This is a genomic window from Nocardia sp. NPDC051570 (assembly GCF_044454005.1).
In the GTDB taxonomy this organism is placed as follows: domain Bacteria; phylum Actinomycetota; class Actinomycetes; order Mycobacteriales; family Mycobacteriaceae; genus Nocardia.
The window spans coordinates 108,637-134,469 of sequence record NZ_JBITDI010000016.1 but is presented as its reverse complement, the minus strand read 5'-3'; the positions used below and the strand labels follow the sequence as shown (position 1 = coordinate 134,469).

Below are 25,833 nucleotides of genomic sequence, written 5' to 3'. Positions count from 1 at the left end.
CGTAGCTAGCAAAGCAATTCGGGAACGGAGTTTCGGGCATGGCCGACAACGCGTGGCGGGAACGATTCGAGCGCCGGTTGGCCGATGTCCTGGCCGATGAGCAGGTGCGGGCGGCCACGCCGCTGCCCGAGGTCGGCGAGCGGCTGCGGCGGCCGGGGCTGCGGCTGTGGGAGATCGTGAGCACGGTCCTCGAGGGTTATGCCGAGCGGCCCGCGCTGGCACAGCGATCCACCGAACCGGTGCGCGACGAATCCGGTCGCCGGATGCGCCGACTGCTGCCCGAATTCACCACGACCACCTATCGCGAACTGGGGGAGCGGGTCGCCGCGCTGGCCGCGATATGGCATCACGATCCCGAAATCGCCCTGCGGCCCGGCGATTTCGTCTGCACCCTCGGTTTCGTCAGCGCCGACTACACCGTGGTGGATCTGGCCTGTCTGCGGGCGGGCGCGGTCGCGGTGCCGCTGCAGGCCAATGCCACGGTGGCGCAATGGCGTTCGATCATCGACGAGACCACGCCGCGGATTCTCGCCACCACCCCGGAGCTGCTGGACGCGGCCGTCGAGGCGGTCGCCGCGCAGTCGACCGTGCGGCTGCTGCTGGTCTTCGATCATCACGCCGATGACGATCGGCACTGTGCCGCACTGGAATCCGCGCGGCAGCGGCTGTCCGGCGGCCCGGTCGCCGTCGAGACGCTGACGCAGGCGCTGGACCGCGGCGTCGCGGCGCCGGACACCCCGTCGTTCATCCCGGGTCCCGGCGAGGATCCGCTGTCGCTACTGATCTACACCTCGGGCAGTACGGGCACACCCAAGGGTGCGATGTACACCGATACGCTGTCGGCCGCGATGTGGATGTACTCGGCGGAGATCCCGATTCCCGGCCTGGGCTACCACTATCTGCCACTGAGCCATGTGGCCGGGCGGCTGATGCTGGGCGGGACGCTGTTGCGCGGCGGCATCGCACATTTCGCGGCCGCGAGCGATATGTCCACCCTCTTCGAGGATCTCGCGCTGATCCGCCCGACCGAGCTGATCCTCATGCCCCGGGTGTCGGAGCTGGTGTACGAGCGTTTCCAGAGCGAACTCGATCGCCGACTCGCCGGGGGACAGGATCGGGCGGCCGCCGAGGAATTGGTGAGATCCGAACTGCGCCACCAGGTTTTCGGCGGTCGCTACTTCGGGGCGATGAGCGCGAGCGCCCCGCTGTCGGCGGAGCTGAAGCAGTTCATGGAGTCGGTGCTCGAGGTCGAGCTGCACGATGGCTACGGCTCCACCGAGGCCGGTGGCGGCATCCTCGTCGACAATGTGCTGCGCCGCCCGCCGGTGCTGGACTATCGGCTCGAGGATGTGCCGGAGCTGGGATACTTCGGCACCGATCAACCGCATCCGCGCGGTGAGCTGCTGCTCAAGACGACGACCATGTTCCCCGGCTACTACAAGCGCCCGGAGATCACGGCCGAGATGTTCGACGCCGACGGCTTCTACCGCACCGGTGACGTGGTGGCCGAAATCGGCCCGGACCAGGTGATTATCGTGGATCGCCGCAACAATGTGCTCAAACTGGCCCAGGGCGAGTTCGTGGCGTTGGCCAAGCTGGAGGCGCTGTACGCGACGAGTCCGCTGATCCGCCAGATCTACGTCTACGGCAGCGGTGAGCGGTCGGCCCTGCTCGCGGTGATCGTGCCCACCGCCGAGGCGCTCGCGCGCGAGGCCGCGGATCTGCGTGCGGCACTGGCGCATTCGCTGAGCGAGCTCGCCCGCGACGCCAGGCTGAACTCCTATGAGATCCCCCGCGAATTCCTGATCGAAACCCGGCCGTTCACCGCGGACAACGGCCTGCTGTCCGGAATCGGGAAACAGCTGCGGCCCAAGCTGAAACAGCGCTACGGCGAGGATCTCGAGCGGCTGTACCGGGACCTGGACCGGCAGCGGGCCGATGAACTGCTCGCGCTGCGCGCCGACGCGGCCGGGCTGCCGGTGCTCGAGACCGTGGTGCGGGCCGCGCGGGCGATGCTGGGCAGCGCCGCGAGCCCGGAGGCGCATTTCACCGACCTGGGCGGCGATTCGCTGTCGGCGCTGTCGTTCTCGACGCTGCTCGGGGAGACCTTCGGCGTCGAGGTGCCGGTCGGCGTGATCGTCGGACCGGCGACGAATCTGGCGCGGCTGGCCGAATACATCGAGGCCGAACGCGATGCGGGCGGTCTGCGTCCCACCGCACGGTCGGTGCACGGTGACGAAAGGCGGATCCGCGCAGGCGATCTGCGGCTGGAACGGTTCATCGATGCCGATCTCCTCGCGGCGGCGGCCGAGCTGCCGCTCGCGCCGCAGCCCGCGCGCACGGTGCTGTTGACCGGGGCCAACGGCTATCTGGGGCGGTTCCTGTGCCTGGAATGGCTGCAGCGCCTGCATGATTCGGGCGGAACCCTGATCTGCCTGGTGCGCGGCGCTGATGCCGCGGCCGCGCGGGCGCGACTCGATGCGGCCTTCGACGGCGATCCCGAGCTGTCGCTGCTGTATTCCGATCTGGCCGAGGGCACGCTGGAGGTGCTGCCCGGTGATATCGGCGAGCCGAATCTCGGTGTGGGCGAGCAGGAGTGGCGTCGGCTGTCCGAATCCGTCGATCTGATCGTGCATCCGGCGGCGCTGGTCAATCACGTGCTGCCCTACGAGCAGGTGTTCGGTCCGAATGTCGTCGGCACCGCCGAGGTCGTCCGGCTGGCGTTGACCTCGCGGCGCAAGCCGGTGATGTATCTGTCGACGGTCGCGGTGGCTGATCAGATCGACCCGCGAATCTTCGCCGAGGACGGCGACATTCGCGAGATGAGTGCCGAGCGGGTACTGGATTCGCGCTATGCCAACGGGTACGGCAACAGTAAGTGGGCCGGTGAGGTGCTGTTGCGGGAGGCGCACGAGCTGTGCGGGCTGCCGGTGGCGGTGTTCCGCTCGGATATGATCCTGGCGCACAGTCGATTCGCGGGCCAGTTGAATGCGGCGGATATGTTCACCCGGCTGCTGCTGAGCCTGCTGCTGACCGGTGTGGCGCCACGATCGTTCTACGCGGCCGACGGCCATCGGGCCCATTACGACGGTCTGCCCGCCGATTTCACCGCCGCGGCCATCACCGAACTCGGTGTGCGGGTCGTCGCGGGCTTCGAAACCTTCGATGTGCTCAACCCGCACGATGACGGAATCTCGTTGGACACCTTCGTCGATTGGCTCATCGAATCGGGGCAGGCGATCGAACGCATCGACGAGTACGACCGCTGGCTGACGCGTTTCGAGACCGCGCTGCGGGCGCTGCCGGAACGGCAGCGGCAGGCCTCGGTGCTGCCGTTGCTGCACGCCTATCGCCATCCGGGCCCGGCGATTCCCGGTGCGCTGTTGCCCGCCAAGCGTTTTCAGGCGGCGGTGCAGCAGGCCGGAATCGGTCCGGGCGGGGATATCCCGCGGCTCACACCCGAGCTGATCGGCAAGTATGTCAGCGATCTGCGATCACGGCGGCTGCTGTGATCGGGGACGCGGTCTGCCGCTCGCGGTATTCGCGCCGCCAGCGCGTGAAACCGAGCAGTACGAGCACGAAGAACACGCCGTAGACCGCGCCGGAGACATACAGTCCGGACTTCAGCGCGAGGGGTACTCCGGCCAGGTCGACGAGCATCCAGATGATCCAGAAGTCCACCAGCGCCCGGCTCTGCGCGAAGGTGGCCGCGGCGCTGCCGACGAAGATATAGGCGTTCACCCAGGGCGACCAGGCGATATGCAGCCAGGTCAGATGGCTGAACAGTTCGGCCACCCCGACCGTGCCCACGACTGTGGCCGCGAGCAGGAACAGCCGTTCGCGGGTGGTGCCCGGGCGGACCAGCAGCGCGTGCTGATCGCGGGTGCCGCGCGTCCAGCTGAACCAGCCGTAGCAGGCCAGCCCGCAGAACAGCGCCTGCTTGAGCGCATTGCCGGGAACATGCGCGTCGAGCGAGGCGGCCAGCAGCAAGAGCGCGCCGACCAATTGCACGGGCCACGTCCACAAGGTCTTGCGCATCGCCAGCCACACCACGGCCAGCGAGGCGATATTACCGACCAGGTCGGTCCACAAGATGTGCTCACCCAGGGCGGTGAATCCCGCATTCACCTCTGGGCCAACCTCGCGTCCACGGGTAGGTATTCCCGTCTCGGGGTCGGATTCCTCATACTCGCACTGGCGGGATCGGTCGCCGGGATGTTTCGATCGCGTCATGACCGATAGCACCGAGGGGTCCCGAGTCGTCAGTGCCAGCCGCGAAATCGCCGCTGCCGCAACCACGATCTTCGAACTGATCGCCGATCCGGCGCGGCAGCCGGACTGGGACGGCAACGACAATCTCGCCGAGGCCGCCGCGGGTCAGCGCGTGCGCGGGGTGGGTGAGGTGTTCACCACGACGCTCACCAACGGGAAGGTTCGCGAGAACCATGTGGTCGAATTCGCCGAGGGCCGCCTCATCGCGTGGCGGCCCGCCGAACCGGGCAAGACCCCGCCGGGTCATCTGTGGCGCTGGGAACTCGAGCCGCTGGCCGATGGCCGCACCCGGGTCACCCATACCTACGACTGGACCGAGCTGACCGACGAGAACCGATTGCCCAGCGCCCGAGCCACCACGGCCGATAGGCTGCGGTCCTCGCTGGATCGACTCGCAGAATCCGCGCGGGCCTAGGGTTCGTCGACGAAGGTCGTCGCGGCGCGCCGACGCCGGTCCACCGTCACGGTGAAGACGTCGGGGCGGGAGTAATGGCCGGTGGGGTCGAAGTTCTGGCGTTCGTGGGCCACCCGGGCGGGGTCGATATCGGCGATGACGAGGCGTTCGTCGCCGACCACCGGCTCGACGAGCCAGGCGCCGTCCGGGCCCGCGATCGCTGAACCGCCGTCGTATCCGGCCGGTTCGTCGAGGGTGGCCAGGGCGTCGTGGAGCGGGAAATCGGCCGGGACATCGGCGAAATCGAGGACCGCGCCCACCGCCAGGGAGTACACGCGGCCCTCGAGGGCGATGAATCGGGTGATGTCGCGGGTGTTGCGGATCGAGCCCGGCCAGGTGGAGATGTGCAGGGTCTCGCCGTCGGCGTAGAGGGCGTGTCGCGCCTGGGGCATCCAGTTCTCCCAGCACGACAGGCCGCCGACCCGGAATCCGCCGACCTCGTGGGTGCGCAGGCCGTGGCCGTCGCCCAGGCCCCACACCATCCGCTCCTCATGGGTCGGCATCAGCTTGCGGTGCGCGCCGATGATTCCGCGGGCCGGATCGATCGCGACCAGTGTGCAGAACACGGTGCCGCGGACGCGTTCGGTGATGCCCAGATAACAGAACACCCCGAGGTCCGCGGCGGCCTCGCGAATCGTGGCCAGCTGCGGTCCGTCGAGGGTCACCGCGGCGTCGAGGTAGTGGGCGTAGGCCGCCTTCTGCGCCGGATCGTCGAAGCGGGCGCCGCCGGTATGGGCCAGCCAGATCGGATATCCGGACAGGAACGTCTCCGGGAAGGCGACCAGGTGCACGCCCTGGGCCGCCGCCCGAGTCAGTTGGTCCACAACGATTTTCGTCCCGGCCGTGGGATCCAGCCAGGCCGGCCGAGCTTGAGCCGCCGCGATTCGCATGAGCCGATATCAGCACACCGCGGCGGCCCCGCGCTAGGTCACGATCCGCAGCGGATGCTCCAGTAGCTCCTTGAACTGCTGCAGGAACCGCGCGGCGATCGCGCCGTCGATGGCCCGATGATCCGCGGACAGGGTGACGCGCAGGATCTTTCGCGCGATCACACGCTCGCCCTCGAGGCGGAGTTCGTCCTGGGCCGCGCCCACGGCGAGGATGGCCGACTCCGGCGGATTGATGACGGCGGTGAAGTGTTCGACGCCGAACATGCCCAGATTCGAGATGGTGAACGTGCCGCCGCTCATCTCGTCGCCGCGCAGCTTGCGGTCGCGGGCGCGCTCGGCCTTGTCGCGGCTCTCGGCGGCGATCTCCGAGACGCTCTTGCGGTCGGCGTCGCGGATCACCGGCACCAGCAGGCCCGCCGGGGTGGCGACGGCGATGCCGAGGTGAATGCCGTGGTGGCGCAGGAGCTTTCCGTCGGCGACCGAGACGTTGACCGCGGGATCGGTGCGCAGGGTCGCGGCGGCGGCCTTGACCAGCAGGTCGTTGACGCTGACCTTGGTCTTGCCCGCCGCCGTCAGCGTCTCGTTGATCTGGCCGCGGAAGGCCAGCAGGTCGGTGACGTCGATGGCGGTGGTCAGGTAGATGTGTGGCGCCTGCTGTTTGCTTTCGGTCAGGCGTTTGGCGGAGACCTGCTGGATGGTGGTCAGCGGGATCTCGTCGTAGTCGGCGGTCGCGGTGTCGGCCGGTCGTGCCGCGGGCTTCGGCTGCTCGACCGGGGCGGATTCCGTTGGCCGCTGGGCGGATTCGACATCCTGGCGAGTGATCCGGCCGCCCGGGCCGGTGCCGGTAACCGTGTTCAGATCCACGCCGATCTCCTCGGCGATCCTGCGGGCCAGCGGCGAGGACTTCGGACGTCGGCCGGCGGGCGCCTCCGAGGCGACCGGCTTCGGAGCCGATGCCGCCTCGGCCGTGAGCGTGTGCGGCTCGGCCGCCGCGGGCTCGGGTGCGGTGGCCTTGGGTGCGGGGGCCGATGCCGAGCCGCTGCCGTCGCCCACGATCGCGATGGCCTCGCCGATCGGCACACGCGAACCCGGTTCGGCGAGAATCTGTTCCAGCACGCCGTCGTCGTAGGCCTCCAATTCCATGAGGGCCTTGTCGGTCTCGATCTCGGCGAGCACCTCACCGCGGGTGATCTTGTCGCCGACCTGCTTCAACCAGGCGGAGACGACGCCGTCCTCCATAGTGTCCGACAGCCGGGGCATGGTGATTTCGGGCATATGTCCTGTCCTTCCTGTCCCGGATCTCAGCGCCGACGGCCCACGGCCGCAAGCGTTTCCACGGCAGCGGTGTAGAGCGAGTCGGCGGATGGCAGTGCGAGCTTCTCGAGCGGTTTGGCGTAGGGGAGCGGCACCTCGGCCATGGCGACCCGGCGCACGGGGGCGTCGAGGTAGTCGAACGCGCCGTCGGAGATGGACGCGGCCACCTCCGCGCCGATGCCGTAGGTGAGCCAGTCGTCCTCGCCGATCACGGCACAGCCGGTCTTGCGGACCGAGGCGATCAGGGTGTCGCGGTCCAGCGGGCGCAGGCTGCGCAGATCGATCACCTCGGCCGAAATGCCCTCGGCGGCAAGCCGTTCGGCGACCTGGGTGGCGATGGTCGCCATCCGCGAGTAGCCGATCAGCGTGATATCGGTGCCCTCGCGGGTGATCGCGGCCTTGCCGATCTGTGCGGGCGGAAGATCCTGCGGCACTTCGCCCTTCGTGTTGTAGAGGGAGAGGTTCTCCAGGAACAGCACCGGATCGTCGTCGTCGATGGCGGCCTTGAGCAGTGCTCGCGCGTCGGCCGGGGTGCTGGGGGCCACCACCTTCAGGCCGGGTACGAACGCGTAGTACAGCTCGATGTTCTGCGAATGGGTCGCGCCCAGCTGCTGGCCACCGCCGCCGGGGGTGCGGATGACCATGGGCACGCTGGTCTGGCCGCCGAACATGCCGTAGATCTTGGCGGCGTGATTGACGATCTGATCCAGCGCCAGCAGCGAGAAGTTGATCGTCATGATTTCCACGACCGGGCGCAGGCCCAGCATGGCGGCGCCGATGGCCGCGCCGACGAAACCTTCCTCGGCGATCGGTGTGTCGCGCACTCGCTTCTCGCCGAATTCGGCGAGCAGTCCGGCGGTGATCTTGTAGGAGCCCTCGAAGACGCCGATCTCCTCCCCGATCAGGAAGACGTCGTCGTCGCGCCGCATCTCCTCGCGCAGGGTTTCGCGCAGCGCTTCGCGATAGGTCATGACAGGCACAGTGGGGTCCTCAGGCGGTGAAGAGCGGATCGGCGGGCAGGCGGCGGGAATCGCCGGGCACCGGGGTGGCGTAGTTGTAGTCGAACAGGCTCGACGGGTCCGGATGCGGACTCGAATCGGCGAATTCGACGGCGGCGGCGACGCTTTCGGTCACCTCGTGCTCGATATCGGCGGCCGACTGCTCGGTCAGCACTCCGGCGTCGAGAAGTCGGGTGTGCCACAGCGCGATCGGATCGTGCTCGCGCGCGGTGGTCACCGCGTCGTTGCTGCGGTACTTGGCCGGATCGACCACCGAATGGCCCTTGAGGCGATAGCTGACCGCCTCCAGCAGCGCCGGTTTCCCTTCGCGCCGTGCGGCTTCGATGAGTTCGCTCGCCACCTCGCGGACGGCCAGCACATCGGTGCCGTCGACCCGCTCGCCGCGCATGCGGTAGGAGGCCGCGCGCTTGTACAGATCCGGTTCGGCCGAGGACTTCTCGACCGTGGTGCCCATGCCGGTCTGGTTGTTGATCACCAGGAACACCACCGGCAGCCGCCACAGCGCCGCGATATTGAGCGATTCATGGAAGGCGCCGATATTCGTTGTGCCCTCGCCCATCTGGCACACCACCACATCGTCGCCGCCGCGGTAGTCGATGGCCAGCGCCGCGCCGATGGCGAGCGGAACCTGCCCGCCCACGATGGCATAGCCGCCCAGCAGCCGGGTCGCGGTGTCGTACATATGCATGGAACCGCCCCAGCCCTTGGAGGTTCCGGTGGAGCGGCCGTACAGCTCGGCCATCACCCGGCCGGGCTCGATGCCCTTGGCCAGCGCATAACCGTGCTCGCGGTAGTTGGTGAACAGGTAGTCGGTGGGACGCATGGCCGCGCCCAGGCCGACGACGGTGGCCTCCTCGCCGAGATTGAGGTGGCAGTAGCCGCCGATCTTGGCCTGCTGATAGGCCTGTGCGGTGCGCTCCTCGAAGCGGCGCACGAACAGCATGTCGCGGTAGTAGCCGCGCAGGGTTTCGTGGCTCTCGCCGCCGAAGGCGTCGGCGGGCACCGCTTTCGGCGCGGCCTTCGTGGTTTTGCGCGGTGCGGTCGTCGTTGTCACGGTGAGACTCCTCAACGCTTGCGCGGCGCGATGTGTACCGGCAGCCCGAGCCCGGCCAGCGCCGTCTCCATGCCGATCTCGCCGAGGGTGGGGTGGGCGTGAATGGTGTCGGCGAGCTCGGTCAGCGTCGCCTCGAGGGAGATCGCCAGGGCGCCCTCGGTGATCAGATCGCTGGCCGACGGGCCGATGATGTGCACGCCGAGGACTTCCTGATGCTGCTTGCCCGCAACGATTTTCACGAAGCCCTCGGTCTCGCCGAACGTCTTGGCCCGGCCCAGGGCGGCGAACGGGAACTTGGCGGTCAGCACGTCGTGCCCCGCCGCCCGCGCCTTCTCCTCGGTGAGGCCGACGCTGGCGATCTCCGGATGGGTGAAGGTGGCCGCCGGGATGACCGCGTAGTCGATATGGGCGGGGAGTCCGGCGATCACATCGGCGGCGGTGAGGCCCTGATGCGAGGCGACGTGGGCGAGCAGGGCGCGGCCGGTGACATCGCCGATGGCGTAGACATGGTCGACGCCGGTGCGCAGCTGCGCGTCGACCTCGATGAATCCCCGGGCGTCCGTGCCGATTCCGGCCGTGTCCAGGCCGAGTTCGGCGGTGTTGGGGCGGCGGCCCACGCCGATCAGCACCACATCGGCGTCGATCTCGCGGGCCTTGGGGCCCTCGACGGTGACCCGCAGCGGTCCGGCCTGCGAGATCGCGGTGACCGTCGAACCGGTGAGCACGGTGATGCCGCGCTTGGTGAACGAGCGGCCCAGCGCGACGCCGATATCCTTGTCCTCCAACGGAACCAGGCGATCCTGCAGCTCGACGACCGTCACCTCGCTGCCGAAGGTGGCGAACAGGCTGGCCCATTCCGCGCCGACCGCGCTGCCGCCGACGACCACGATTCGGCGCGGCACCTCGGTGAGGCCGAACGCGCCGTCGGAGGTGATCACGCCGGGCAGCTCCGCGCCCGGAATCGGCAATCGCGCGGGCACCGAACCGGTGGCGACGATGATGTCGCGGGCGCTGATGCTGCGCACCGCGGTGGTGGGCGCGGCCGCGTAGCGCGGACCGTCGGGTCCGATCGGCGAGGGCCCGACCTCGCACACCTCGACGGTGGTCGGCCCGGTGAATCGGGCGTGGCCCTCGATGAGGGTGACGCCGTTGGCCTTCAGCAGTCCGGCCACGCCATCGGTCAGCTCCTTGACGATGCCGTCCTTGCGCTGGCGGACGGCGGCGTAGTCGAAGCGGACGTTATCGGCGTATACGCCGAATTCCGCTGCGGCGGAGACGGTCTGGAAGACCTCCGCCGAGCGCAGCATCGCCTTGGTGGGAATGCAGCCCCAGTTCAGGCATACCCCGCCGGGCCGCTCCTTCTCCACCAGGCCCACCGAGAGCCCACGCTGGGCGGCCCGGATGGCGGCCACGTATCCGCCGGGCCCGCCGCCGACCACCAACACATCGAATTCCGGCACTCGTGGTGCTCCTCGTCTCGAACGCTCAAAGACCCCCGCCCCGGTTGTGGCGTGGGTCATCGTTCACGAGTCTGGTCTCCGCACAGTGCACAGACAATGACCCCGAAGCCCAGGAATTCGTCCACGAAACTGGGCGCTGCGCCCAACTAACCGAGGCCGAGGGCCGAGAGCGCAAGGGACAGTTCGACATAGGAGCGCTGACCCTCCAGGGGGCGGCCGAGCAGGGCCGATATGCGCTGGAGGCGGTTGATGACGGTGTTGCGATGGCAGTGCAGGCGGGGTGCGGCGTTGGCGGCGGAACAGTTTTCGGCCAGCCAGGCGGCCAGGGTGTCGAGCAGCACCTCGCGTTCCCGGGCGGGCAGCTCCAGGATCGGGCCGAGGGTGTGGGTCAGCAGCAGATCGGTGAGGTCGGGGGAGCGGACCAGCAGGGCCTCGGGGTAGCGCTCGTCCAGCGACGCCACACCCGTTGTGTCCGAAGGCATCGTCTGCAGCGCGATCAGGGCCAGGGTGTGCGCGGAGTCGACCTGGGCCAGGCCGGGGACCGCGGGGGAGGCGCCCGCGCGGCCGCGCACATGCGGCCGAAGGTGTTGCAGCACAGCATGAGCGTCGCGATGTTCGACCGACACCAGACCGATGGTGGTGTCGACCCGATCGTGCCATACCGAGCGAATTCCCAAGGCCGCCAACGCCGTTTCGGTGCCCGCGTGCAGTGGACGGCCCGCGCCCCGGGCGGCCACGACCAGATACGCGCCCTGGGTGGGCAGATTCAGTTCGCGCGCGGCGCGGGCGGCGAAGGTGGCGTCATGGGCGCGACCCGCGAGCAGGTCCTCGATGAGGGCGTGGCGGCGGCGTTCGTCGCGGCGCACCTGTTCGAGTTCGGTATTGCGATAGGCGGTGACCAGTGCCGAGGACAGGCCATCGATGACCGCCCACATCGCGGTGCCCGCCTCCCGGATCACCTGCGGGCCGACATCGGAGGCCTGATCCAGCAACGCCTCCCAGACGATGCCGCCGCCGAGTCGGAAGGTACGCAGCATCGCCTCGAGCGGTACGCCCTGTTCGGCGCGGCGCCGGCCGATCGAGGCGGCGACCTCGTCGCGTTCGGGATTGCCGCCGTCCCCACCGAGCAGATCCAGAATCCGAGTCAGATATCCCCGGCAGCCGTCGCGCAGATCGGCCCGCGGCACCGAGGTGTAATCGGTCCACTCGGGGTTGTCGGTGAAGATGGCCGAGATCAATCGCCGGGTCAGCGCCGGGATATCCGCTCGGCACGCCGCGGCGAGTTTCCGGGTGCCGGGCGTGGAGAGGGTGGAATGCGGCGCTGCCATGGCATCCCAGGTTACCGGCGCCCGCCCGATTCCGATTCGTCTCGGGTATCCGGCGCGGAGGTGGTGACCTGATATCGGCGGCCCCGGATTCGATCGGGCCGATAACTGACCTCGGGATCGGTGACGATGATCCGGTCGGCGGGGCTTACCACCATTGTCATATCGCTGGAAACGAGGATCATGGGTAGGTCTCATTCTCCTAAATGCACGATTGCGCCGAATTGCTGTTCATAGTTGCTCATGCTGTCGTTGAGGGTTTGCATGAGGCGAAAGATCATGGCGGGTGGGAATTTCACCCGGGAGACGACCTGAACCGGTTGGCGCAGTACCGGTGCTCCGCTGTCGTCGACGCCGGGATCGGTCGGCAGGTGGACGATGAAATCGAGCGTGAAATCCGTGCGGTTGTACCAGCAGGTGAATCCGTTGGCATAAACCCCGGCGCTCATCGCCTCGGGAACGATCACTTCCACATTCACCGGCGGCGGCTCGTCCATCGCCCCCTGCCTTTCGTGCCGCCGGGGATTACTGGCGAGACTGCGCCTGCCGTGTCTGCTGGCGCAGCTGGTTCAGTTGCATCTCCCACTGCATGGACCGATCCTGCGCGCGGGTGGCCTGGTCATCGGCCTGCTGGGCCAGTTGGCTGGCCTGATCGGCCTGGTCCTGGACCGACTGTGCCCGCTGCTGTGACTGGCTGGCCTCGCCCTGGGCCTGCTGGGCCTGGTTATGCGCCCGGTCGGCCTCGTTCTGCGCCTGCTGTGCCTGGTTGCCCGCCTGCACCGCCTGCTGGCGGGCCTGCTGTGCCTGTTGATTGGCCTGTCCCGCCTCACTCTGCGCCAACTGCGCCTGATGCTGAACCTGCCGCGCCTGCTGCTGCGCCTGCCGCGCGAGGCTTTGCGCCTGCTGCGCGTATTGCCGTGCGCTTTGTGCCTCCTGCCGAGCCTCGTCCACCCGCATATGCAACATGTCGATATCCCGGAAGGTCGGGCTGTCTTCGTGCCGCGTCTCGGTGGTTTCCTGTGCCATGTCTACTCCTGTATCCGTTTCGGGTCGTACGTCCCCTGCATCGGTGGAGTGGGATACAAGAATGATCGCCCGGAAGTGATGTGCAGGCAATGTGTTCGGAACATGTTCGAAACAATCACGGGGGCGCGCACCGGAATTCGGTTCCGCACAAGCATATCAACAGCACAGCACATGATCAGCGGTCCGAGTCGGACGAGAGTTCACCGATGCGGACCGAAAGCCGATACGGCCAGCGAACTCTCGGGGATCGCACCGCCCACCGGAACTTTTCCGGCGTGATCAGGATCGGCGACGGCCGCGATCGCTCGATCTCGATCAACACCTCCGGTCAGGAACAGCCTCGCGACCCGTCGTGCCATCGCGGCTCGTAAAACGTTGCGGCGGTGGATGATGGGGGCATGCTGTCCGAACTTGCCGCGTTCGTGCGCGCGCTGCCCAAGGCCGAATTGCATCTGCATCTCGAGGGCACTCTGGAGCCGGATCTGAAGTTCCGGCTCGCCCGGCGCAACGGGATCGAGTTGCCGGAGCGAACCGTGGAACAGGTGCGCGAGACCTACCGGTTTCACGATCTGACCTCGTTTCTGCGGGTCTACTATCCGGCGATGACGGTGCTGCGTCAGGCCGTGGACTTTCATGATCTGGCCTACGAATACCTCGTGCGCGTGCACACCCAGGGCGTGCGGCATGTCGAGATGTTCTTCGATCCGCAGGCCCACACCTCGCGCGGGGTGCCCTTCGCGACCGTGGTGAGCGGATATCGTTCGGCGATCGTGCGCGCCCGTCGCGAATACGGCATCTCCGCGGAGTTGATCATGTGCTTCCTGCGCGATCAGTCGCCGGAATACGCGATGGCGACGCTGCTCGAGGCGCTGCCGTATCGGGACTGGATCATCGGCGTCGGCCTGGATTCCGATGAGCGCGGCAATCCGCCGCGCGCGTTCGCCGCCGTATTCGAGCGCGCCCGCCGCGAGGGCTTCCTGCTGACCATGCACTGCGATATCGATCAGCCCGACTCCATCGAGCACATCCGCCAGGCGCTGACCGAGATCGGGGTCGACCGGATCGATCACGGCACCAATATCGTCGAGGACGACGATCTGGTCGAGCTGGCCAAGTCCAAGGGCATCGCGCTGACCTGCTGCCCGGTCTCGAATTCGTTTGTGACCGAACAGATGAAGGCCACCGAGATCACCACCCTGCTCGACCGCGGCCTGCTGGTGACCCTCAACAGTGACGATCCGGCCTACTTCGGCGCGTATATCGCCGACAACTACGTCGACCTCGCCGAGCACGCCGCCCTGACCCGCGATCATCTGATCACGTTGGCCGCCAACTCCTTCCGCGCCGCCTGGATCACCCCCGCGCGCCAGGACGCCTTCCTGCGCGAGATCGACGCCTACGTGGGCAGGTCCTGACCATTCGATCGCAGCTCGAAGCCGACCTCGGCCCCGCCGCCGGAATGGTTGGCGGCGAAGACCTTTCCGTGCTGCGCGGTGACGATGTCGTGGACGATGGCCAGGCCCAGGCCCGAGCCGGGCGTGGCGCGGGTGCGGTCGGCTCGGTAGAAGCGATCGAAGATCGGTTCGGTGGTGTCGATGCCGGGGCCGTGGTCGCGGACCCAGAGCCGTCCGCCGCGCACATGCGTCTCGACGGGAGTGTCGGCGGGGCTGTACTTGAGGGCGTTGTCGAGCAGATTGTCCACGCATCGGGCCAGCGCGCGCGGGCGGGCGAGGATCGGTATCGGATCCGCGGCGGTGACGGTGATGACGCGCCCGGTGCGGCGGCGGAAGCGCTGGGCGCAGTCCTCGGCGAGTTCGGAGAGGTCCAGAGTGCTTGCGGGCTCGGCGATATCGTGATCGGTGGACAGGTCGACGAGTTCGCCGACGAGGGTGTCGAGCGCCTTGGCCTCCTGGACGAGGGTGCTCAGTACCCTCGTTTCGTCGTTGGGCGCGAGCCGCCCGCGGGCGCGCTGCAGCAGTTCGGCGCTGCCGCGGATCGAGGTGAGCGGGGTGCGCAGCTCATGTCCGGCGTCGGCGACGAGGCGCTGCTGCTGGGCACGGGAGAGCCGCAGCGCGGCCAGCATGGTGTTGAAGTTGCCTGTCAGTTCACCGATTTCGTCGCGACCGGCCGCGGGCAGTCGCGCGGACAGGTCCCCGGTGGCGGTGATCCGCTCGGTGGCGTCGACCAGGCGGCCGATCGGTCGCAGGATTCGGCCGATCAGCAGCCAGCTGAACGCGGTCACCGCGAGAACCGCCAGCGCCGTGATCCACCCTGTGCGCCAGAGGAATTCGTTATCGATGCGGGCGACCTCGGACTGGTTCTGGCCCACCATGATCGCGCCGCCGCCCGGTCGCGCCTTGGTGAATACGCCGTAATCCTTACCGTCGACGGTGGCGTCGGATTCGGCGGTGCCGTCGCCGCTGCGCGCGATGGCGCGGTCGGCCTCGGAGACCGGCAGCGCCGCCCGGCCCGGCGCCAGGGCCCGCACAGCGCCGTCCACGGTCAGCAGCTGTTCGGTCATATCCGGGCGCCCGGGTATCGGCGCACCCGAATCCAGCAGTGCCGCAACGGTATCGGCGCGGTCGGACAGGCCGCGATCGATCTGATCGGCGACCAGCGGCGCGACGCCCTGATAGGCGGTGACGATCGCGACCAGGATGGCGGCCACCACCGCGGTGACCGCCACCAAGGTGATGCGGACGCGCAACATCACTGCTCCCGGATGGTGTAGCCGACGTTGCGCACGGTGTGGATCAGGCGCGGTGCGCCGTCGGTTTCGAGTTTGCGGCGCAGATAGCCGATGTACACATCCAGCGAGCGGGATTCGGTATCGAAGTCGTAGCCCCAGATATGTTCGTAGATGCGGCTTCTGGTGAGCACGATCCGCTGATTGCGCATCAGCAGTTCCAGGACGTCGAATTCGGTGCGGGTCAGATCGAAGCTCACCTCGCCGCGGCGTACCTCCCGGGTGGCCGGGTCCAGGGTCAGATCGCCGACGGTGAGCACCTCGACGGGATCGGGTGCGCTGCGGCGCAACAGGGCACGCAGCCGCGCCAGCAGTTCCTCGGTATCGAACGGTTTGGGCAGATAGTCGTCCGCCCCGGCGTCCAGGCCCGCGACCCGGTCGCCCACCTGATGCCGGGCGGTCAGCACCAGGATGGGCAAGCGGTCGCCCCGGCGGCGCAGGGCCCGGCACAGCGACAGGCCGTCCAGGCGCGGCATCATCACATCCACCACCGCCAGATCCGGTCGCTCATGCTCGAGCAGGTCCAGCGCCGAGCGGCCGTCGACGGCGACCTGTACCCGGTAGCCCTCGAAACGCAGCAGCTGTTCCAATGTGCTTCGCACGTTCGGATCGTCCTCGACGACGAGTACCGACGGGCCCGGGTTCACGGCTTGCATGAGGTCATTCTGGCTGGTGGTGGATGTGGACATACTCAGGGCTCGCTCACTTCGAGACCGGCGTCACGGCGATCGGCGGGATCTGTTGGACGCAGGAGGTCGACGCGAGGGCGCCGGTGCGCAGGAATTCGTTCACCAGGCCCACCACACAGCCGCTGGGCTCCAGATCCGGGACGTGGCCGGTATTGGGCACGGAGAGGAAGATCGCGTGCTGGAAGCGGGCGGCGGCGAGCTTGCCGTTCGCATCGGGGGTGACGGCGTCCAGATCACCGGAGAGCACCAGCACCGGGACGTTCGGCAGCGGTTCACGCATCTGATCGGGGCGCGGATGGGAGGCAGTGGTCCAGCGCAGGCAGACATCGCCCTGATCGCGCTGGGCCGCGGCGAAGCCCTCGGTGCTGAACGCGCCCAGTTCGGGGACCTGCGCCAGCGCGTGGCGATACTGCTGTTCGCGTTGCGGCACACCGGCTTCCGGCGACCAGAACTGCGGATAGTCGTTGCAGGTGACGGCGATGAACGCGCCGATCTTCTCATACGGCGATCCGGCGACGATATGGGTCGCGAACTCCCGCAGCGGCCCGTCGTCACCCGCGACCGCGGCGTGCAGGGCGGCGGGCAGCATGCCCAGCGGTGTCAGCGCGGCCGGATCCATGCCGACGTTGGAGGTGCCCTCCTCGAAGATGAAGTTGGCGAGCTTGGCCTCGTCCAGCAGCAGCGGATTCGGGCCGTCCACGGCAATCGGGGTGTCTCGCAAGCGCTGTGCGGTCGCCCGCAGATCGGCCACCGCAGTCGCTGGGTCGCAGGCGCGGCTGCGCTCGCAGATCCGACGCAGCGTCAGCGAGACCGCCTCGGCGTTGGGCCGCTGCAGTTTGTCGTAGTCGGGCGGATACGCGCCCGACAGCACGATCGACTGCACGTGCTCGGGATGGCGCTGGGCATAGACCGGCATGAGATAGGTGCCGTAGGAGATGCCGTAGAGCACCAGCTTGTCGATTCCCAGTTTCGCCCGCACGGCGTCGAAGTCGTCGGCCGTGGCCGCGGTGGTGTAGCCGGCCGCGCGGGGGCCGAGGTGTTCACCGCAGCGCGCCACGGCCTGTTGCTGCTGGTCGTGGGAGCCGAGCTGGAATTCCCGTTCCGTCACATCGCAATCGATCGGGCCCGACACCCCGGTGCCGCGCGGATCGATGAGCAGCAGATCGTGATCGGCGAGCATCGTCTCGGTCAGCGTCGCCGCCTCGGCGGCGTGCGCGATCATCGGCACGCCCGGCCCGCCCGGATTCGGCACGATCGTCCCCATGTTCGGCATATCGCCGCGACCGTGACGAATCCAGGCGTAGCCGACGTTCACCTCGCCCAGGTCCGGCCGGTCGGCGACCAGCGGCCGTGCCACCGTGCCGCAGCGCACCTCATGCGCCGCCACCGCGGGGCACCAGCCCGGGGCCGACGACGAGTCGTCGGCCCCGCCGCCGCATCCCGCGAGCACCCCGCCGGCCGCGGCGACCGCCAGGGCCAGGCTTACCGTCCTACGCAGACCACGCATCCTGCGACCTCCTACTTTCGTTGTCCGACGAGCACAGATGCTGCCCAGCGAATGTCAGAGCGGCGTCGGCCGAACGGCAAGACAACGTAAGAATTCGAAGATCGAGGGAGACGGCTCAGCGTGCGCCGGCGACGACCGGGTAGTGGTCGGACAGGTTGGTGTAGGTGTAGTCCTTACCCCAGCTGGTCACCGTCCACGGCGCACTCTGTTCGCGGATGACCGTATTGGTCCAATTGGCCGGGCGGGCGTGACCGCGGCGGAACAGGACGTAGTCCAGATCCTCGCGCGCCTCACCCGGATAGCGGTAGGAGGCAATGGAATTGGTCTCGGTATCGAACGAGTACGGGTGTCCGGCGCGGGTATCGGCCGGATCCAGGCCCGCGTTGTCGAGCATGGTCTGGTACTCCGGGCCGTGCGAGTCGACGTTGAGATCGCCTGCCACCATGACCTGTTCGGTCGCGGGGATGTGCTTGCTGTCCAGGAAGGCCGCGATCTGGCGGAACTGCTTGCCCCGGTCGGAGGCGGCTTCGCCCGCGCGGCAACGGTTGTCGGTGGACTGGGTATGAGTGCCGACGAAGTGCACCTTCACGCCCTTCACATCCAGGACGACGTAGGCGAAGCCCTTGTTCGCGGTCCAGTCCACGCCGCAACCGTTTTCGAACAGAACCTGCTCCTTGCGGAGCATCGGCCACTTGCTCATCACGACCACGCCGCCGTCCTCGACGGTCTTGTCGGAGTACTTCCCGCCGGTGGCGTCCCAGCCGTCCTTGGTGCGCCCGACCACCGGGGTCTGATGCGGATACTGCTTCGCCGCATCGGCTTTCAGCGATTCGGAGATGTCGTTGTCGAACGCCTCCTGCAGGACCACCACATCGTTGCCGCGGAAGAAGTCGGCGGCCACGATGGCCTTGGCGCGGTGCTCCTGGCCCCAGTTCGGGTAGAGTGTCGTGCTCATCAGAAAGGTGTTGTAGGTCAACACCTTCAGCGCCGGTGTGGCGGGTGCGGCCTGCGCGGTGTGCGGCAGGCTCAGGCCCAGCACCGCGGTGGCGGCGAGGGTGATCAGCGTTCGCAGCGTTCTGCAACGGCTGAGCGACATGTGGTGCGTCTCCTTCGATCCGACAGGCCCGCCCGGATCACGAGCGGGTGGGGACAGAGAAATCGGACAAATCGACGCGGAGGTGGACGGGATATGAGGCTCAGATGTTACCGAGTGGAACTGTCATCGGAGGGCAAGTGCCAGAAAGAAATCCACGCGGTCCTCGAGTCGCGACAGATCGCGGCCGGTGAGTTCCTCGATGCGGGCGATGCGGTAGCGCAGGGTGTTCACGTGGACGTGCAGCAGTTCCGCGCTGCGGGTCCAGGAGCCCGAGGTCTCGAGGAATGTCTCCAGGGTGTGCACGAGATCCGCGCCATTGTCCTGGTCGTAACTGGTCAGCGGGTCCAGCAGGCGCAGCCGGAACATCCGGCGGACCTCATCGGGCACGCTCGCCAAAAGCAGCATATGCGTGGCCAATTCATCGTGGCCGACGACATTGGCCGCCGGTCCGCGCCCGGCGGCCATGCGCCGCGCGTAGCGGGCCTCCTCGACCGCGCCGCGCAATCCCTCGCCGTCGACCACGCCGCTGACGCCGATCGACAGGTGGGTGGATCCGAGACCGGGTGCGAGCATATCGATCGCGGCGTGGATGCGATCGACGACGGTGCGGTCGGTGGGGACCAGGGCGATCGCCTCGCCGTCGACCACGCCCGCGGCGGGCGTTGTGCCGTAGAGGATTTCGCGCAGCAGCGCGCGTAACTCCCTGGGCCGCAGGCCGTCGTCGGCCATGGCCGCGACCGCGACGTAGCGATTCGCCGCGCCGAGCCCGGTCAGCTCCAGGCGCGAAATGATATCCGCCGGTTTGGCATCGGAGACGATCAGCCCGATCAGCTCCTCGGCCAGGCGCCCCTCGGCGCTCTGCCGATCGTCCTGACGGGCCCGCTCCAGCGACACCACCGCCGCCAGTTCACCGGCCAGTGCCCGGCGTTCCTCCGGCCAGTCGGTGCAGTCGCCCTCGAAGACCAGCAGCCAATCGGCCACCCGCGAGGTGCCGTGCTCGTCGACCGCGAACAGCGAATAGGGCCGGTCCTCGGAGATGAGCACGCGCGGCAGCCGGCGCGCCTCGAGGAAGGCCTGCACGGCATCGGCGGGCGGGGTCTGATTCGGCCCGTCCACCACCCGTCCGGCCGAGGACAGCACCCAGCAGCGCAGGCCCAGATCGTGTTCGAGCAGATTCAGCACCGAACCGAGTCCGGTGCCCGCGACCAGCTGCCGATGCCGGTCCAGGATCGCGGTGAGATCCGCCGCGCGACCCGTGGACAGCATGCGGGTCAGCCGTTCGGTGACCGTCGCGAACGCCACCTGCTCGTGCACCCGGAACAGCGGCACCCGATAGCGGCGGCAGGCGTCGATCACATCCTGCGGCGGTTCGCCGTAGCGGGCGTCGCCGGTGGCCAGCGCGGCGACCCGGCCACGGGCCAGTGCGGCGACGAAGGTTTCGGCGTCGGCCGGGGAGTGATGCCATTGCATGCCGGTGAGCACGAGTTCGCCACCGGACAGATAGCGGCTGGGATCGGGCATGTCCTGGGTGATCACCCAGCGCACGAACCGGTCGAGCTCCTCTTCCCCGGTGACGAGCTCCAAACCCAGATCCGTCATGGTGAGCAGGGAACGAAGACGCATGATTTCCGAACCTAACAGTCCGTGGCCGCGACTGTCCCCGACTTGCTCGGTACCGGGCCGATGTGTCCGAGGCCACCGGGGCCGGTAACACGGTCGTCACCGTAGGGGGCCGGGGTAACACGGTTGTCACCCGGTTTGGAGGTACACACAAACGGGTCGGTGTGAACCAATGCACAGTTCGGAGTTCCGGTCGTGGCCGGGGCGGTCTCCCGGCGGGTGTACTCGTGGAACACGTTTTATGCCGATGGAGGTCAGATGGAATTCCTGCGACCCGCCGATTGGGCGGAGGCGCTCGAATTGAAGGCCGCCCACCCGGAGGCCATGCCCATTCAGGGCGGCACCGATGTGATGGTCGAGCTGAATTTCGACAAGGGGCGTCCGGCCGCGCTGCTGGATCTGAACCCGTGCCGGCAATTACAGCGGGTGGAGCGGGTCGAGGGCAGGCTGCGGATCGGCGCGGGGGTGCCGTACGTGAAGATCATCCGCGACTTCGCCGCCGCGGTCCCGGGCCTGGCGCAGGCCGCGCGCACGGTCGGCTCACCACAGATCCGCAATCGCGGTTCGGTCGGCGGCAATCTGGGCGCCGCCTCGCCCGCCGGGGACAGCCATCCGGCGCTGCTGGCCGCGCATGCGGTGATCGAGGCCGAATCCGCGGCCCGCGGCTCGCGCATGATTCCGATCGATGATTTCTACGTCTGGGTGAAGAAGAACGCGCTGCAACCCGATGAGCTGATCCGCGCGATCTGGCTGGACCCGGCCACTGGGCCGCAATACTTCTCGAAGGTGGGTACCCGCAACGCGATGGTGATCGCGGTGTGTTCGTTCGCGGTGGCACTGCATCCGCATACCCGAACGGCGGGAACGGGTATCGGCTCCTCGGGTCCGACCCCGCTGCGGGCCACCGAGGCCGAGCGGTATCTGGCCGAGGCGCTGCCCTGGGCCGATCCCGGCCCGCTGGCTGATTCGGTATTGCGCGATTTCGGCGCGCTGGTCGCCGCGGCGGCCAAGCCGATCGACGATGTCCGCGGCACCGCCGACTATCGCAAGCACGCCCTGTCGGTGATGGCGCGCCGCACTCTGACCTGGGCTTGGAACGACCTCGCGGCGCAGAGGAGTGCGGCCTGATGCGCGTGAGCTTCGAGGTCAACGGGTCCGGTGAGACCGTCGACGAGGTCTGGGAGGGGGAGAGCCTGCTGTACATGCTGCGCGAGCGCATGGGGCTGCCCGGCTCCAAGAATGCCTGCGAACAAGGCGAATGTGGTTCGTGCACGGTGTATCTGGACGGCACGCCGGTATGTTCGTGCCTGGTCGCGGCGGGTCAGGCGCATGGGCGCTCGGTGCGGACCGTGGAGGGGCTGGCGTCGGGTGATCGGCTCGATCCGATGCAGCAGGCATTCGTCGAAGCCGGTGCGGTGCAATGCGGTTTCTGTACCCCGGGCCTGATCGTGCAGGCGCACGACCTGATCGAGCGCATCCCTGATCCCTCGGATGCCGAGATTCGGGAGGCGCTGGCCGGAAACCTGTGCCGCTGTACGGGTTACGAGAAGATCCTGGACGCGGTGCGGCTGGCCGCCGGGCGGAAGGCGGCGGCGCAGTGAATCACCCCACCGCCCAGCGGGTCGTCATTGAGAATGCCTACCTCGCACCGGTTGTCGGTGACGAGATCGAATCCGGTTATCTGACAATCGAGAACGGCCGGATCGCCGCCCTCGGCGCGGGCCCCGCCCCGAAACTCGACGGCGCCGAACGCATCGATGCCCGCGGCTGCCTGGTCACCCCCGGCCTGATCAACACCCACCATCACCTCTACCAATGGGCAAGCCAAGGCCTGTATCAGGATTCGACGCTGTTCGAATGGCTGACCGGGCTGTATCGCACCTGGGCGCGGATGGACGCCGAGGTGGTCTACGGCGCGGCGGGCGCGGGCCTGGCCTGGCTCGCGCTGTCCGGCTGCACCACCGCCAGCGATCATCACTACGTCTTCCCGCAGGGCCGCGGCGATCTGTTCGACGCCGAGGTGCGCGCGGCCGCCGAGGTGGGACTGCGCTTCCACCCGTGCCGGGGCTCGATGGACCGCGGGCAGTCCGACGGTGGGCTGCCGCCGGACGAGGTGGTGGAGAAGACCGACGAGATCCTGCGCAACACGATCGAGACGATCGACCGCTACCACGACGCGTCGTTCGATTCGATGCTGCGGGTGGCCGTCGCGCCGTGTTCGCCGTTCTCGGTCAGCGAGGCGCTGATGCGCGAATCGGCCGCGCTGGCCCGCGACAAGGGCGTGCGCCTGCACACCCATCTCGCCGAAACCCTCGACGAGGAGCGGCACTGCCGCGAGCAGATGGGTTGCACCCCGGTCGAATACATGGAGAAGATCGGCTGGCTCGGCGACGACGTCTGGTTCGCGCACGCGGTTCATCTGCACGACAAGGATATTCGGCGCTTCGCCGATACCGGGACCGGCACCGCGCACTGTCCGACCTCCAATGCCCGGCTCGGCGCGGGCATCGCCCGCGTGGCCGATCTGCTCGCCGCCGGTGCACCGGTGGGCCTGGGCGTGGACGGTGCGGCGTCGAGCGAGCTGACGTCGCTGGCCGGGGAGATGCGCCAGGCCATGCTGTTCCAGCGCGCGGTGCACGGCCCGGACGCGCTGACCGCCCGCCAGGCGCTGCGGATCGGCACCCTGGGCGGCGCCCGGAATCTGGGCCGCCACACCGAGATCGGCAGCCTCGAGGTCGGCAAGCTGGCCGATATCGCGGTCTGGCGGGTCGACGGCTTCCGTGCCGCGGTCGCGGATCCGGTGTGCGCCTTGGTATTCGGCCCCACCCCGCCGCTGGCGCGGCTGCTGGTGGGCGGCCGGACCGTGGTGGAGAACGACGAACTGCGCACGGTCGCACAGGACGAGCTCGCCGTCGCTGGTGCGCGCGCCCGCGCCCGGCTGCTGCGCGAGGAGGGTAGGCAATGACAGCCACACGTTCGACCCGCTTTCCGGGTGAGGTCGCCGCACCCGGCAAGGGCGGCATCGGCGAGAGCCCGCTGCGGCCCGACGGCACGCTGAAGGTCAAGGGCGAGTTCGCGTATTCCTCGGATCTGTGGATGGACGGCATGCTGTGGGGCACGACCCTGCGCAGCCCCCATCCGCGGGCCCGCATCCTGGGCATGGATATCACCGCGGCGGTGGCGATGGACGGCGTGCACGCGGTGCTCACCCACGAGGATGTGCCCGGCCGCAAGGTCTACGGCCTCGATCACACCTGGGATCAGCCGGTGCTGGCCATCGGCGAGGTGCGCCATCAGGGCGAGCCGATCGCGCTGGTGGCCGCCGACCATCCCGAGATCGCGCGGCGCGCCGCGGCGGCCATCGAGATCGACTGGGAGGTGCTGGAGCCGATCACCGATCCCGTTGCGGTGGTGGATGATCCGGAGAACCTGAAGGTTCAGGAGCGCGGCGGTATCGCGCGGCATCAGCCGGTGCGCGTCGGCGATCTCGCGGTGGGCCGTGCGCTCGCCGAGGTCGTGGTCAGCGGCAAGTACGACGTCGGCATCCAGGACCAGGCCTTCCTCGGTCCGGAATCGGGTCTGGTGGTCCCGGCCGAGGACGGTGGGCTCGACTTCTACGTCGCCACCCAGTGGATGCATAACGATCTGTCCCAGATCGGGCCGTGCCTGCGGCTGCCGGACGAGAAGATCCGCATGACGCTGGCCGGTGTCGGCGGCGCCTTCGGTGGCCGCGAGGACCTGTCGATGCAGATCCACGCGGGCATGCTGGCGATGTACACCGGCAAGCCGGTCAAGATGGTCTACAACCGCGAGGAGTCGTTCTTCGGTCACGTGCACCGGCATCCGGCGCAGATGTGGTACGAATTCGGCGCGACCCGCGCGGGCGCACTGACCTTCGCGAAGGTGAAGATCGTGCTCGACGGCGGCGCCTACACCTCGGCCACGCTCAACGTCACCGGCAACGCCTCGTCACTGGCGGTGGGGCCGTACGAGTTCCCGCATCTCGAGATCGACGCCTACGGTGTGTACACCAACAACCCGCCCTGCGGCGCGATGCGCGGATTCGGTGCTGTCCAGGCATGTTTCGCGCACGAGTCGATGATGGACAAGCTGGCCGACGCGCTGGGCATGGATCCGGTGCGCGTGCGTCAGCTCAATGTCGTGTCGCAGGGTTCGAGGCTGGCGACCGGGCAGGTGCTGCACGCGCCGACGCCGTTGCGCGAGATGCTCGGCCAGCTGCGCGCGATGCCGCTGCCGGAACCGTTGGACGCCACCGATATTCGCAATCTGCCCGGCGGCGCCTCACAGACCACGCACGGTGAGGGTGTGGTGCGCGGCGTCGGCTATGGCATCGGCATCAAGAACATCTGCTTCTCCGAGGGTTTCGACGACTACTCCACCGCGCGGGTGCGACTGGAAGTCGTTGCGGGAGAGGCGGTCGCGCTGGTGCATACCGCCGCGGCGGAGGTCGGGCAGGGCCTGGTGACGGTCGAGGCGCAGATCGCGCGCACCGAACTGGGCATCGAACGGGTGACGATTCACCCGGCCGACAACGGGGTCGGGGATTCCGGCTCCTCGTCGGCCTCGCGCCAGACCTATATGACCGGCGGCGCGGTCAAGACGGCCTGCGAGGCGGTGCGGGCCCGCGTGCTCGACCTGGCCGCCGCGCAGGGTCATCACGGGGCCTCGAATCTGGTTGGCGGCAAAGTGGTCTCGCCTACCGGCGAGGTGCTCGCGGCGATCGTCGACGTTCTCGATGAGGGGGTCGTCGAGGAGACCCGTATCTATCAGCACAAGCCGACCACGGGCATGGATCCGGTGACCGGGCAGGGCAACAGCCACACCCAGCTCGCCGTCTGCGTACATCGCGCGGTGGTCGACGTCGACACCGAACTCGGCCTGGTCAAGGTCGTCGCGCTGGACGCGGTCCAGGACGTCGGCAAGATCATGAACCGGCTCTCGCTCGAGGGTCAGATCCACGGCGGATCCGTGCAGGGCCTCGGCCTGGCGGTCATGGAGGAAATCCAGGTCACCAACGGAAAGGTGCGCAACCCCTCGTTCACCGACTATCTCATCCCGACCATTCTCGACACCCCGACCCAGACCCTCGAGATCCTCGAGAACGCCGATCCGCATGCCCCTTACGGGCTGCGCGGCGCCGGGGAGCCACCCACGCTCTCCTCCACTCCGGCCATCGTCTCGGCCATTCGACACGCGTGCCGGGCCGCCGGCGGATCGGGGGACCTCACCAGGGCGCCGGTTCGTCCGGGGGACATCATTTCCAGCTGTTGATCAACGGGATTCCTCGCTTCGCTCGGAAACCGAGCAAAGGCTTCGGCTTCGCCCTTGTTTCCGAGCGAA

At 68.2% G+C, this 25,833-nt stretch carries 22 protein-coding genes; 7 read left to right on the top strand and 15 right to left on the bottom strand.

Annotated elements, in window-relative coordinates:
• The first annotated feature begins 38 nt into the window (after window positions 1-38).
• Window positions 39-3,512 carry a carboxylic acid reductase gene (gene car, locus ACIA76_RS32905; RefSeq protein WP_397157452.1) on the top strand — a complete coding sequence of 1,158 codons (3,474 nt, stop codon included), beginning with the start codon at window positions 39-41 and terminating at the stop codon, window positions 3,510-3,512.
• Here car and pnuC read toward each other — a convergent pair.
• Entirely contained in the window at window positions 3,481-4,128 is a 648-nt protein-coding gene (gene pnuC, locus ACIA76_RS32900; RefSeq protein WP_397157450.1) for a nicotinamide riboside transporter PnuC, read from the bottom strand. The genes car and pnuC overlap by 32 nt on opposite strands.
• A gap of 103 nt (window positions 4,129-4,231) precedes the next feature.
• On the opposite strand from pnuC, the gene ACIA76_RS32895 reads away from it, so the two are divergent.
• Window positions 4,232-4,687, top strand: a complete 456-nt coding sequence (locus ACIA76_RS32895) for an SRPBCC family protein (protein WP_397157448.1) — start codon at window positions 4,232-4,234, stop codon at window positions 4,685-4,687.
• Here ACIA76_RS32895 and ACIA76_RS32890 read toward each other — a convergent pair.
• From ACIA76_RS32890 to ACIA76_RS32850, 9 genes are all read right to left on the bottom strand, one after another.
• Complete coding sequence (locus tag ACIA76_RS32890) at window positions 4,684-5,616, bottom strand: carbon-nitrogen hydrolase family protein (RefSeq protein ID WP_397157446.1); 933 nt, start codon at window positions 5,614-5,616, stop codon at window positions 4,684-4,686. The two genes, ACIA76_RS32895 and ACIA76_RS32890, sit on opposite strands and share 4 nt — an antisense overlap.
• A gap of 33 nt (window positions 5,617-5,649) precedes the next feature.
• Entirely contained in the window at window positions 5,650-6,891 is a 1,242-nt protein-coding gene (locus ACIA76_RS32885) for a dihydrolipoamide acetyltransferase family protein (protein ID WP_397157444.1), read from the bottom strand.
• A 26-nt stretch (window positions 6,892-6,917) separates the two neighbouring features.
• Window positions 6,918-7,901, bottom strand: coding sequence for an alpha-ketoacid dehydrogenase subunit beta (locus tag ACIA76_RS32880; RefSeq protein ID WP_397157442.1), 984 nt, complete (start codon window positions 7,899-7,901; stop codon window positions 6,918-6,920).
• Between the two features lie 19 nt (window positions 7,902-7,920).
• Window positions 7,921-9,003 carry a pyruvate dehydrogenase (acetyl-transferring) E1 component subunit alpha gene (gene pdhA, locus ACIA76_RS32875; RefSeq protein ID WP_397157440.1) on the bottom strand — a complete coding sequence of 361 codons (1,083 nt, stop codon included), beginning with the start codon at window positions 9,001-9,003 and terminating at the stop codon, window positions 7,921-7,923.
• Between the two features lie 11 nt (window positions 9,004-9,014).
• Window positions 9,015-10,463, bottom strand: a complete 1,449-nt coding sequence (gene lpdA / locus ACIA76_RS32870) for a dihydrolipoyl dehydrogenase (RefSeq protein ID WP_397157438.1) — start codon at window positions 10,461-10,463, stop codon at window positions 9,015-9,017.
• Window positions 10,464-10,609: 146 nt separating this feature from the next.
• Complete coding sequence (locus ACIA76_RS32865) at window positions 10,610-11,791, bottom strand: PucR family transcriptional regulator (protein WP_397157436.1); 1,182 nt, start codon at window positions 11,789-11,791, stop codon at window positions 10,610-10,612.
• Between the two features lie 11 nt (window positions 11,792-11,802).
• Window positions 11,803-11,973 (bottom strand): hypothetical protein, encoded by a 171-nt coding sequence (locus ACIA76_RS32860; protein WP_397157434.1) that lies wholly within the window; start codon window positions 11,971-11,973, stop codon window positions 11,803-11,805.
• A 9-nt stretch (window positions 11,974-11,982) separates the two neighbouring features.
• A complete protein-coding gene (locus tag ACIA76_RS32855) occupies window positions 11,983-12,285 on the bottom strand; it encodes a DUF3467 domain-containing protein (protein ID WP_397157432.1) in 303 nt (100 codons plus the stop codon).
• Window positions 12,286-12,313: 28 nt separating this feature from the next.
• Window positions 12,314-12,814: a hypothetical protein gene (locus ACIA76_RS32850; RefSeq protein WP_397157430.1), complete on the bottom strand. Its 501-nt coding sequence runs from the start codon at window positions 12,812-12,814 to the stop codon at window positions 12,314-12,316.
• A gap of 398 nt (window positions 12,815-13,212) precedes the next feature.
• Between ACIA76_RS32850 and add the strand changes: the two genes are divergently transcribed.
• Window positions 13,213-14,229, top strand: a complete 1,017-nt coding sequence (gene add / locus ACIA76_RS32845; protein ID WP_397157428.1) for an adenosine deaminase — start codon at window positions 13,213-13,215, stop codon at window positions 14,227-14,229.
• On the opposite strand, the gene ACIA76_RS32840 is transcribed toward add, so the two are convergent.
• The 5 genes from ACIA76_RS32840 to ACIA76_RS32820 all read right to left on the bottom strand — a co-directional run bounded on the left by ACIA76_RS32840 (window position 14,211) and on the right by ACIA76_RS32820 (window position 20,475).
• Window positions 14,211-15,524: an ATP-binding protein gene (locus ACIA76_RS32840; protein WP_397157426.1), complete on the bottom strand. Its 1,314-nt coding sequence runs from the start codon at window positions 15,522-15,524 to the stop codon at window positions 14,211-14,213. The genes add and ACIA76_RS32840 overlap by 19 nt on opposite strands.
• The gene (locus tag ACIA76_RS32835) at window positions 15,524-16,216 is read right to left on the bottom strand and encodes a response regulator transcription factor (RefSeq protein ID WP_397157424.1); all 693 of its coding nucleotides are present in this window, start codon (window positions 16,214-16,216) and stop codon (window positions 15,524-15,526) included. Before ACIA76_RS32835 ends, ACIA76_RS32840 begins: the two co-directional genes overlap by 1 nt.
• Window positions 16,217-16,262: 46 nt before the next feature.
• Window positions 16,263-17,756 (bottom strand): alpha/beta fold hydrolase, encoded by a 1,494-nt coding sequence (locus ACIA76_RS32830; RefSeq protein WP_397157422.1) that lies wholly within the window; start codon window positions 17,754-17,756, stop codon window positions 16,263-16,265.
• 115 nt (window positions 17,757-17,871) lie between these two features.
• Entirely contained in the window at window positions 17,872-18,852 is a 981-nt protein-coding gene (gene sph / locus ACIA76_RS32825) for a sphingomyelin phosphodiesterase (RefSeq protein ID WP_397157420.1), read from the bottom strand.
• Window positions 18,853-18,975: 123 nt separating this feature from the next.
• Window positions 18,976-20,475 (bottom strand): PucR family transcriptional regulator, encoded by a 1,500-nt coding sequence (locus ACIA76_RS32820; protein ID WP_397157418.1) that lies wholly within the window; start codon window positions 20,473-20,475, stop codon window positions 18,976-18,978.
• A 255-nt stretch (window positions 20,476-20,730) separates the two neighbouring features.
• Between ACIA76_RS32820 and ACIA76_RS32815 the strand changes: the two genes are divergently transcribed.
• Genes ACIA76_RS32815 through ACIA76_RS32800 form a run of 4 tightly spaced genes read left to right on the top strand, consistent with a single transcriptional unit; the run spans window position 20,731 to window position 25,764 of the window.
• Window positions 20,731-21,600 (top strand): FAD binding domain-containing protein, encoded by an 870-nt coding sequence (locus ACIA76_RS32815; protein ID WP_397157416.1) that lies wholly within the window; start codon window positions 20,731-20,733, stop codon window positions 21,598-21,600.
• Complete coding sequence (locus tag ACIA76_RS32810; RefSeq protein WP_397157414.1) at window positions 21,600-22,073, top strand: (2Fe-2S)-binding protein; 474 nt, start codon at window positions 21,600-21,602, stop codon at window positions 22,071-22,073. Before ACIA76_RS32815 ends, ACIA76_RS32810 begins: the two co-directional genes overlap by 1 nt.
• Window positions 22,070-23,437 carry an 8-oxoguanine deaminase gene (locus tag ACIA76_RS32805; RefSeq protein ID WP_397157412.1) on the top strand — a complete coding sequence of 456 codons (1,368 nt, stop codon included), beginning with the start codon at window positions 22,070-22,072 and terminating at the stop codon, window positions 23,435-23,437. The genes ACIA76_RS32810 and ACIA76_RS32805 overlap by 4 nt, the downstream gene beginning before the upstream one ends.
• Complete coding sequence (locus ACIA76_RS32800; RefSeq protein WP_397157410.1) at window positions 23,434-25,764, top strand: molybdopterin cofactor-binding domain-containing protein; 2,331 nt, start codon at window positions 23,434-23,436, stop codon at window positions 25,762-25,764. The genes ACIA76_RS32805 and ACIA76_RS32800 overlap by 4 nt, the downstream gene beginning before the upstream one ends.
• Window positions 25,765-25,833 lie beyond the last annotated feature (69 nt).

Coding starts and splice junctions, on each gene's coding strand:
- ACIA76_RS32890 (WP_397157446.1), bottom strand. CDS start 5,616: ATGCGAATCGCGGCGGCTCAAGCTCGGCCGGCCTGGCTGGATCCCACG.
- ACIA76_RS32860 (WP_397157434.1), bottom strand. CDS start 11,973: ATGATCCTCGTTTCCAGCGATATGACAATGGTGGTAAGCCCCGCCGAC.
- ACIA76_RS32835 (WP_397157424.1), bottom strand. CDS start 16,216: ATGCAAGCCGTGAACCCGGGCCCGTCGGTACTCGTCGTCGAGGACGAT.
- ACIA76_RS32820 (WP_397157418.1), bottom strand. CDS start 20,475: ATGCGTCTTCGTTCCCTGCTCACCATGACGGATCTGGGTTTGGAGCTC.
- car (WP_397157452.1), top strand. CDS start 39: ATGGCCGACAACGCGTGGCGGGAACGATTCGAGCGCCGGTTGGCCGAT.
- ACIA76_RS32830 (WP_397157422.1), bottom strand. CDS start 17,756: ATGCGTGGTCTGCGTAGGACGGTAAGCCTGGCCCTGGCGGTCGCCGCG.
- ACIA76_RS32895 (WP_397157448.1), top strand. CDS start 4,232: ATGACCGATAGCACCGAGGGGTCCCGAGTCGTCAGTGCCAGCCGCGAA.
- ACIA76_RS32840 (WP_397157426.1), bottom strand. CDS start 15,524: ATGTTGCGCGTCCGCATCACCTTGGTGGCGGTCACCGCGGTGGTGGCC.
- sph (WP_397157420.1), bottom strand. CDS start 18,852: ATGTCGCTCAGCCGTTGCAGAACGCTGCGAACGCTGATCACCCTCGCC.
- ACIA76_RS32800 (WP_397157410.1), top strand. CDS start 23,434: ATGACAGCCACACGTTCGACCCGCTTTCCGGGTGAGGTCGCCGCACCC.
- add (WP_397157428.1), top strand. CDS start 13,213: ATGCTGTCCGAACTTGCCGCGTTCGTGCGCGCGCTGCCCAAGGCCGAA.
- ACIA76_RS32885 (WP_397157444.1), bottom strand. CDS start 6,891: ATGCCCGAAATCACCATGCCCCGGCTGTCGGACACTATGGAGGACGGC.
- ACIA76_RS32815 (WP_397157416.1), top strand. CDS start 20,731: ATGGAATTCCTGCGACCCGCCGATTGGGCGGAGGCGCTCGAATTGAAG.
- ACIA76_RS32850 (WP_397157430.1), bottom strand. CDS start 12,814: ATGGCACAGGAAACCACCGAGACGCGGCACGAAGACAGCCCGACCTTC.
- ACIA76_RS32855 (WP_397157432.1), bottom strand. CDS start 12,285: ATGGACGAGCCGCCGCCGGTGAATGTGGAAGTGATCGTTCCCGAGGCG.
- ACIA76_RS32880 (WP_397157442.1), bottom strand. CDS start 7,901: ATGACCTATCGCGAAGCGCTGCGCGAAACCCTGCGCGAGGAGATGCGG.
- ACIA76_RS32865 (WP_397157436.1), bottom strand. CDS start 11,791: ATGGCAGCGCCGCATTCCACCCTCTCCACGCCCGGCACCCGGAAACTC.
- ACIA76_RS32810 (WP_397157414.1), top strand. CDS start 21,600: ATGCGCGTGAGCTTCGAGGTCAACGGGTCCGGTGAGACCGTCGACGAG.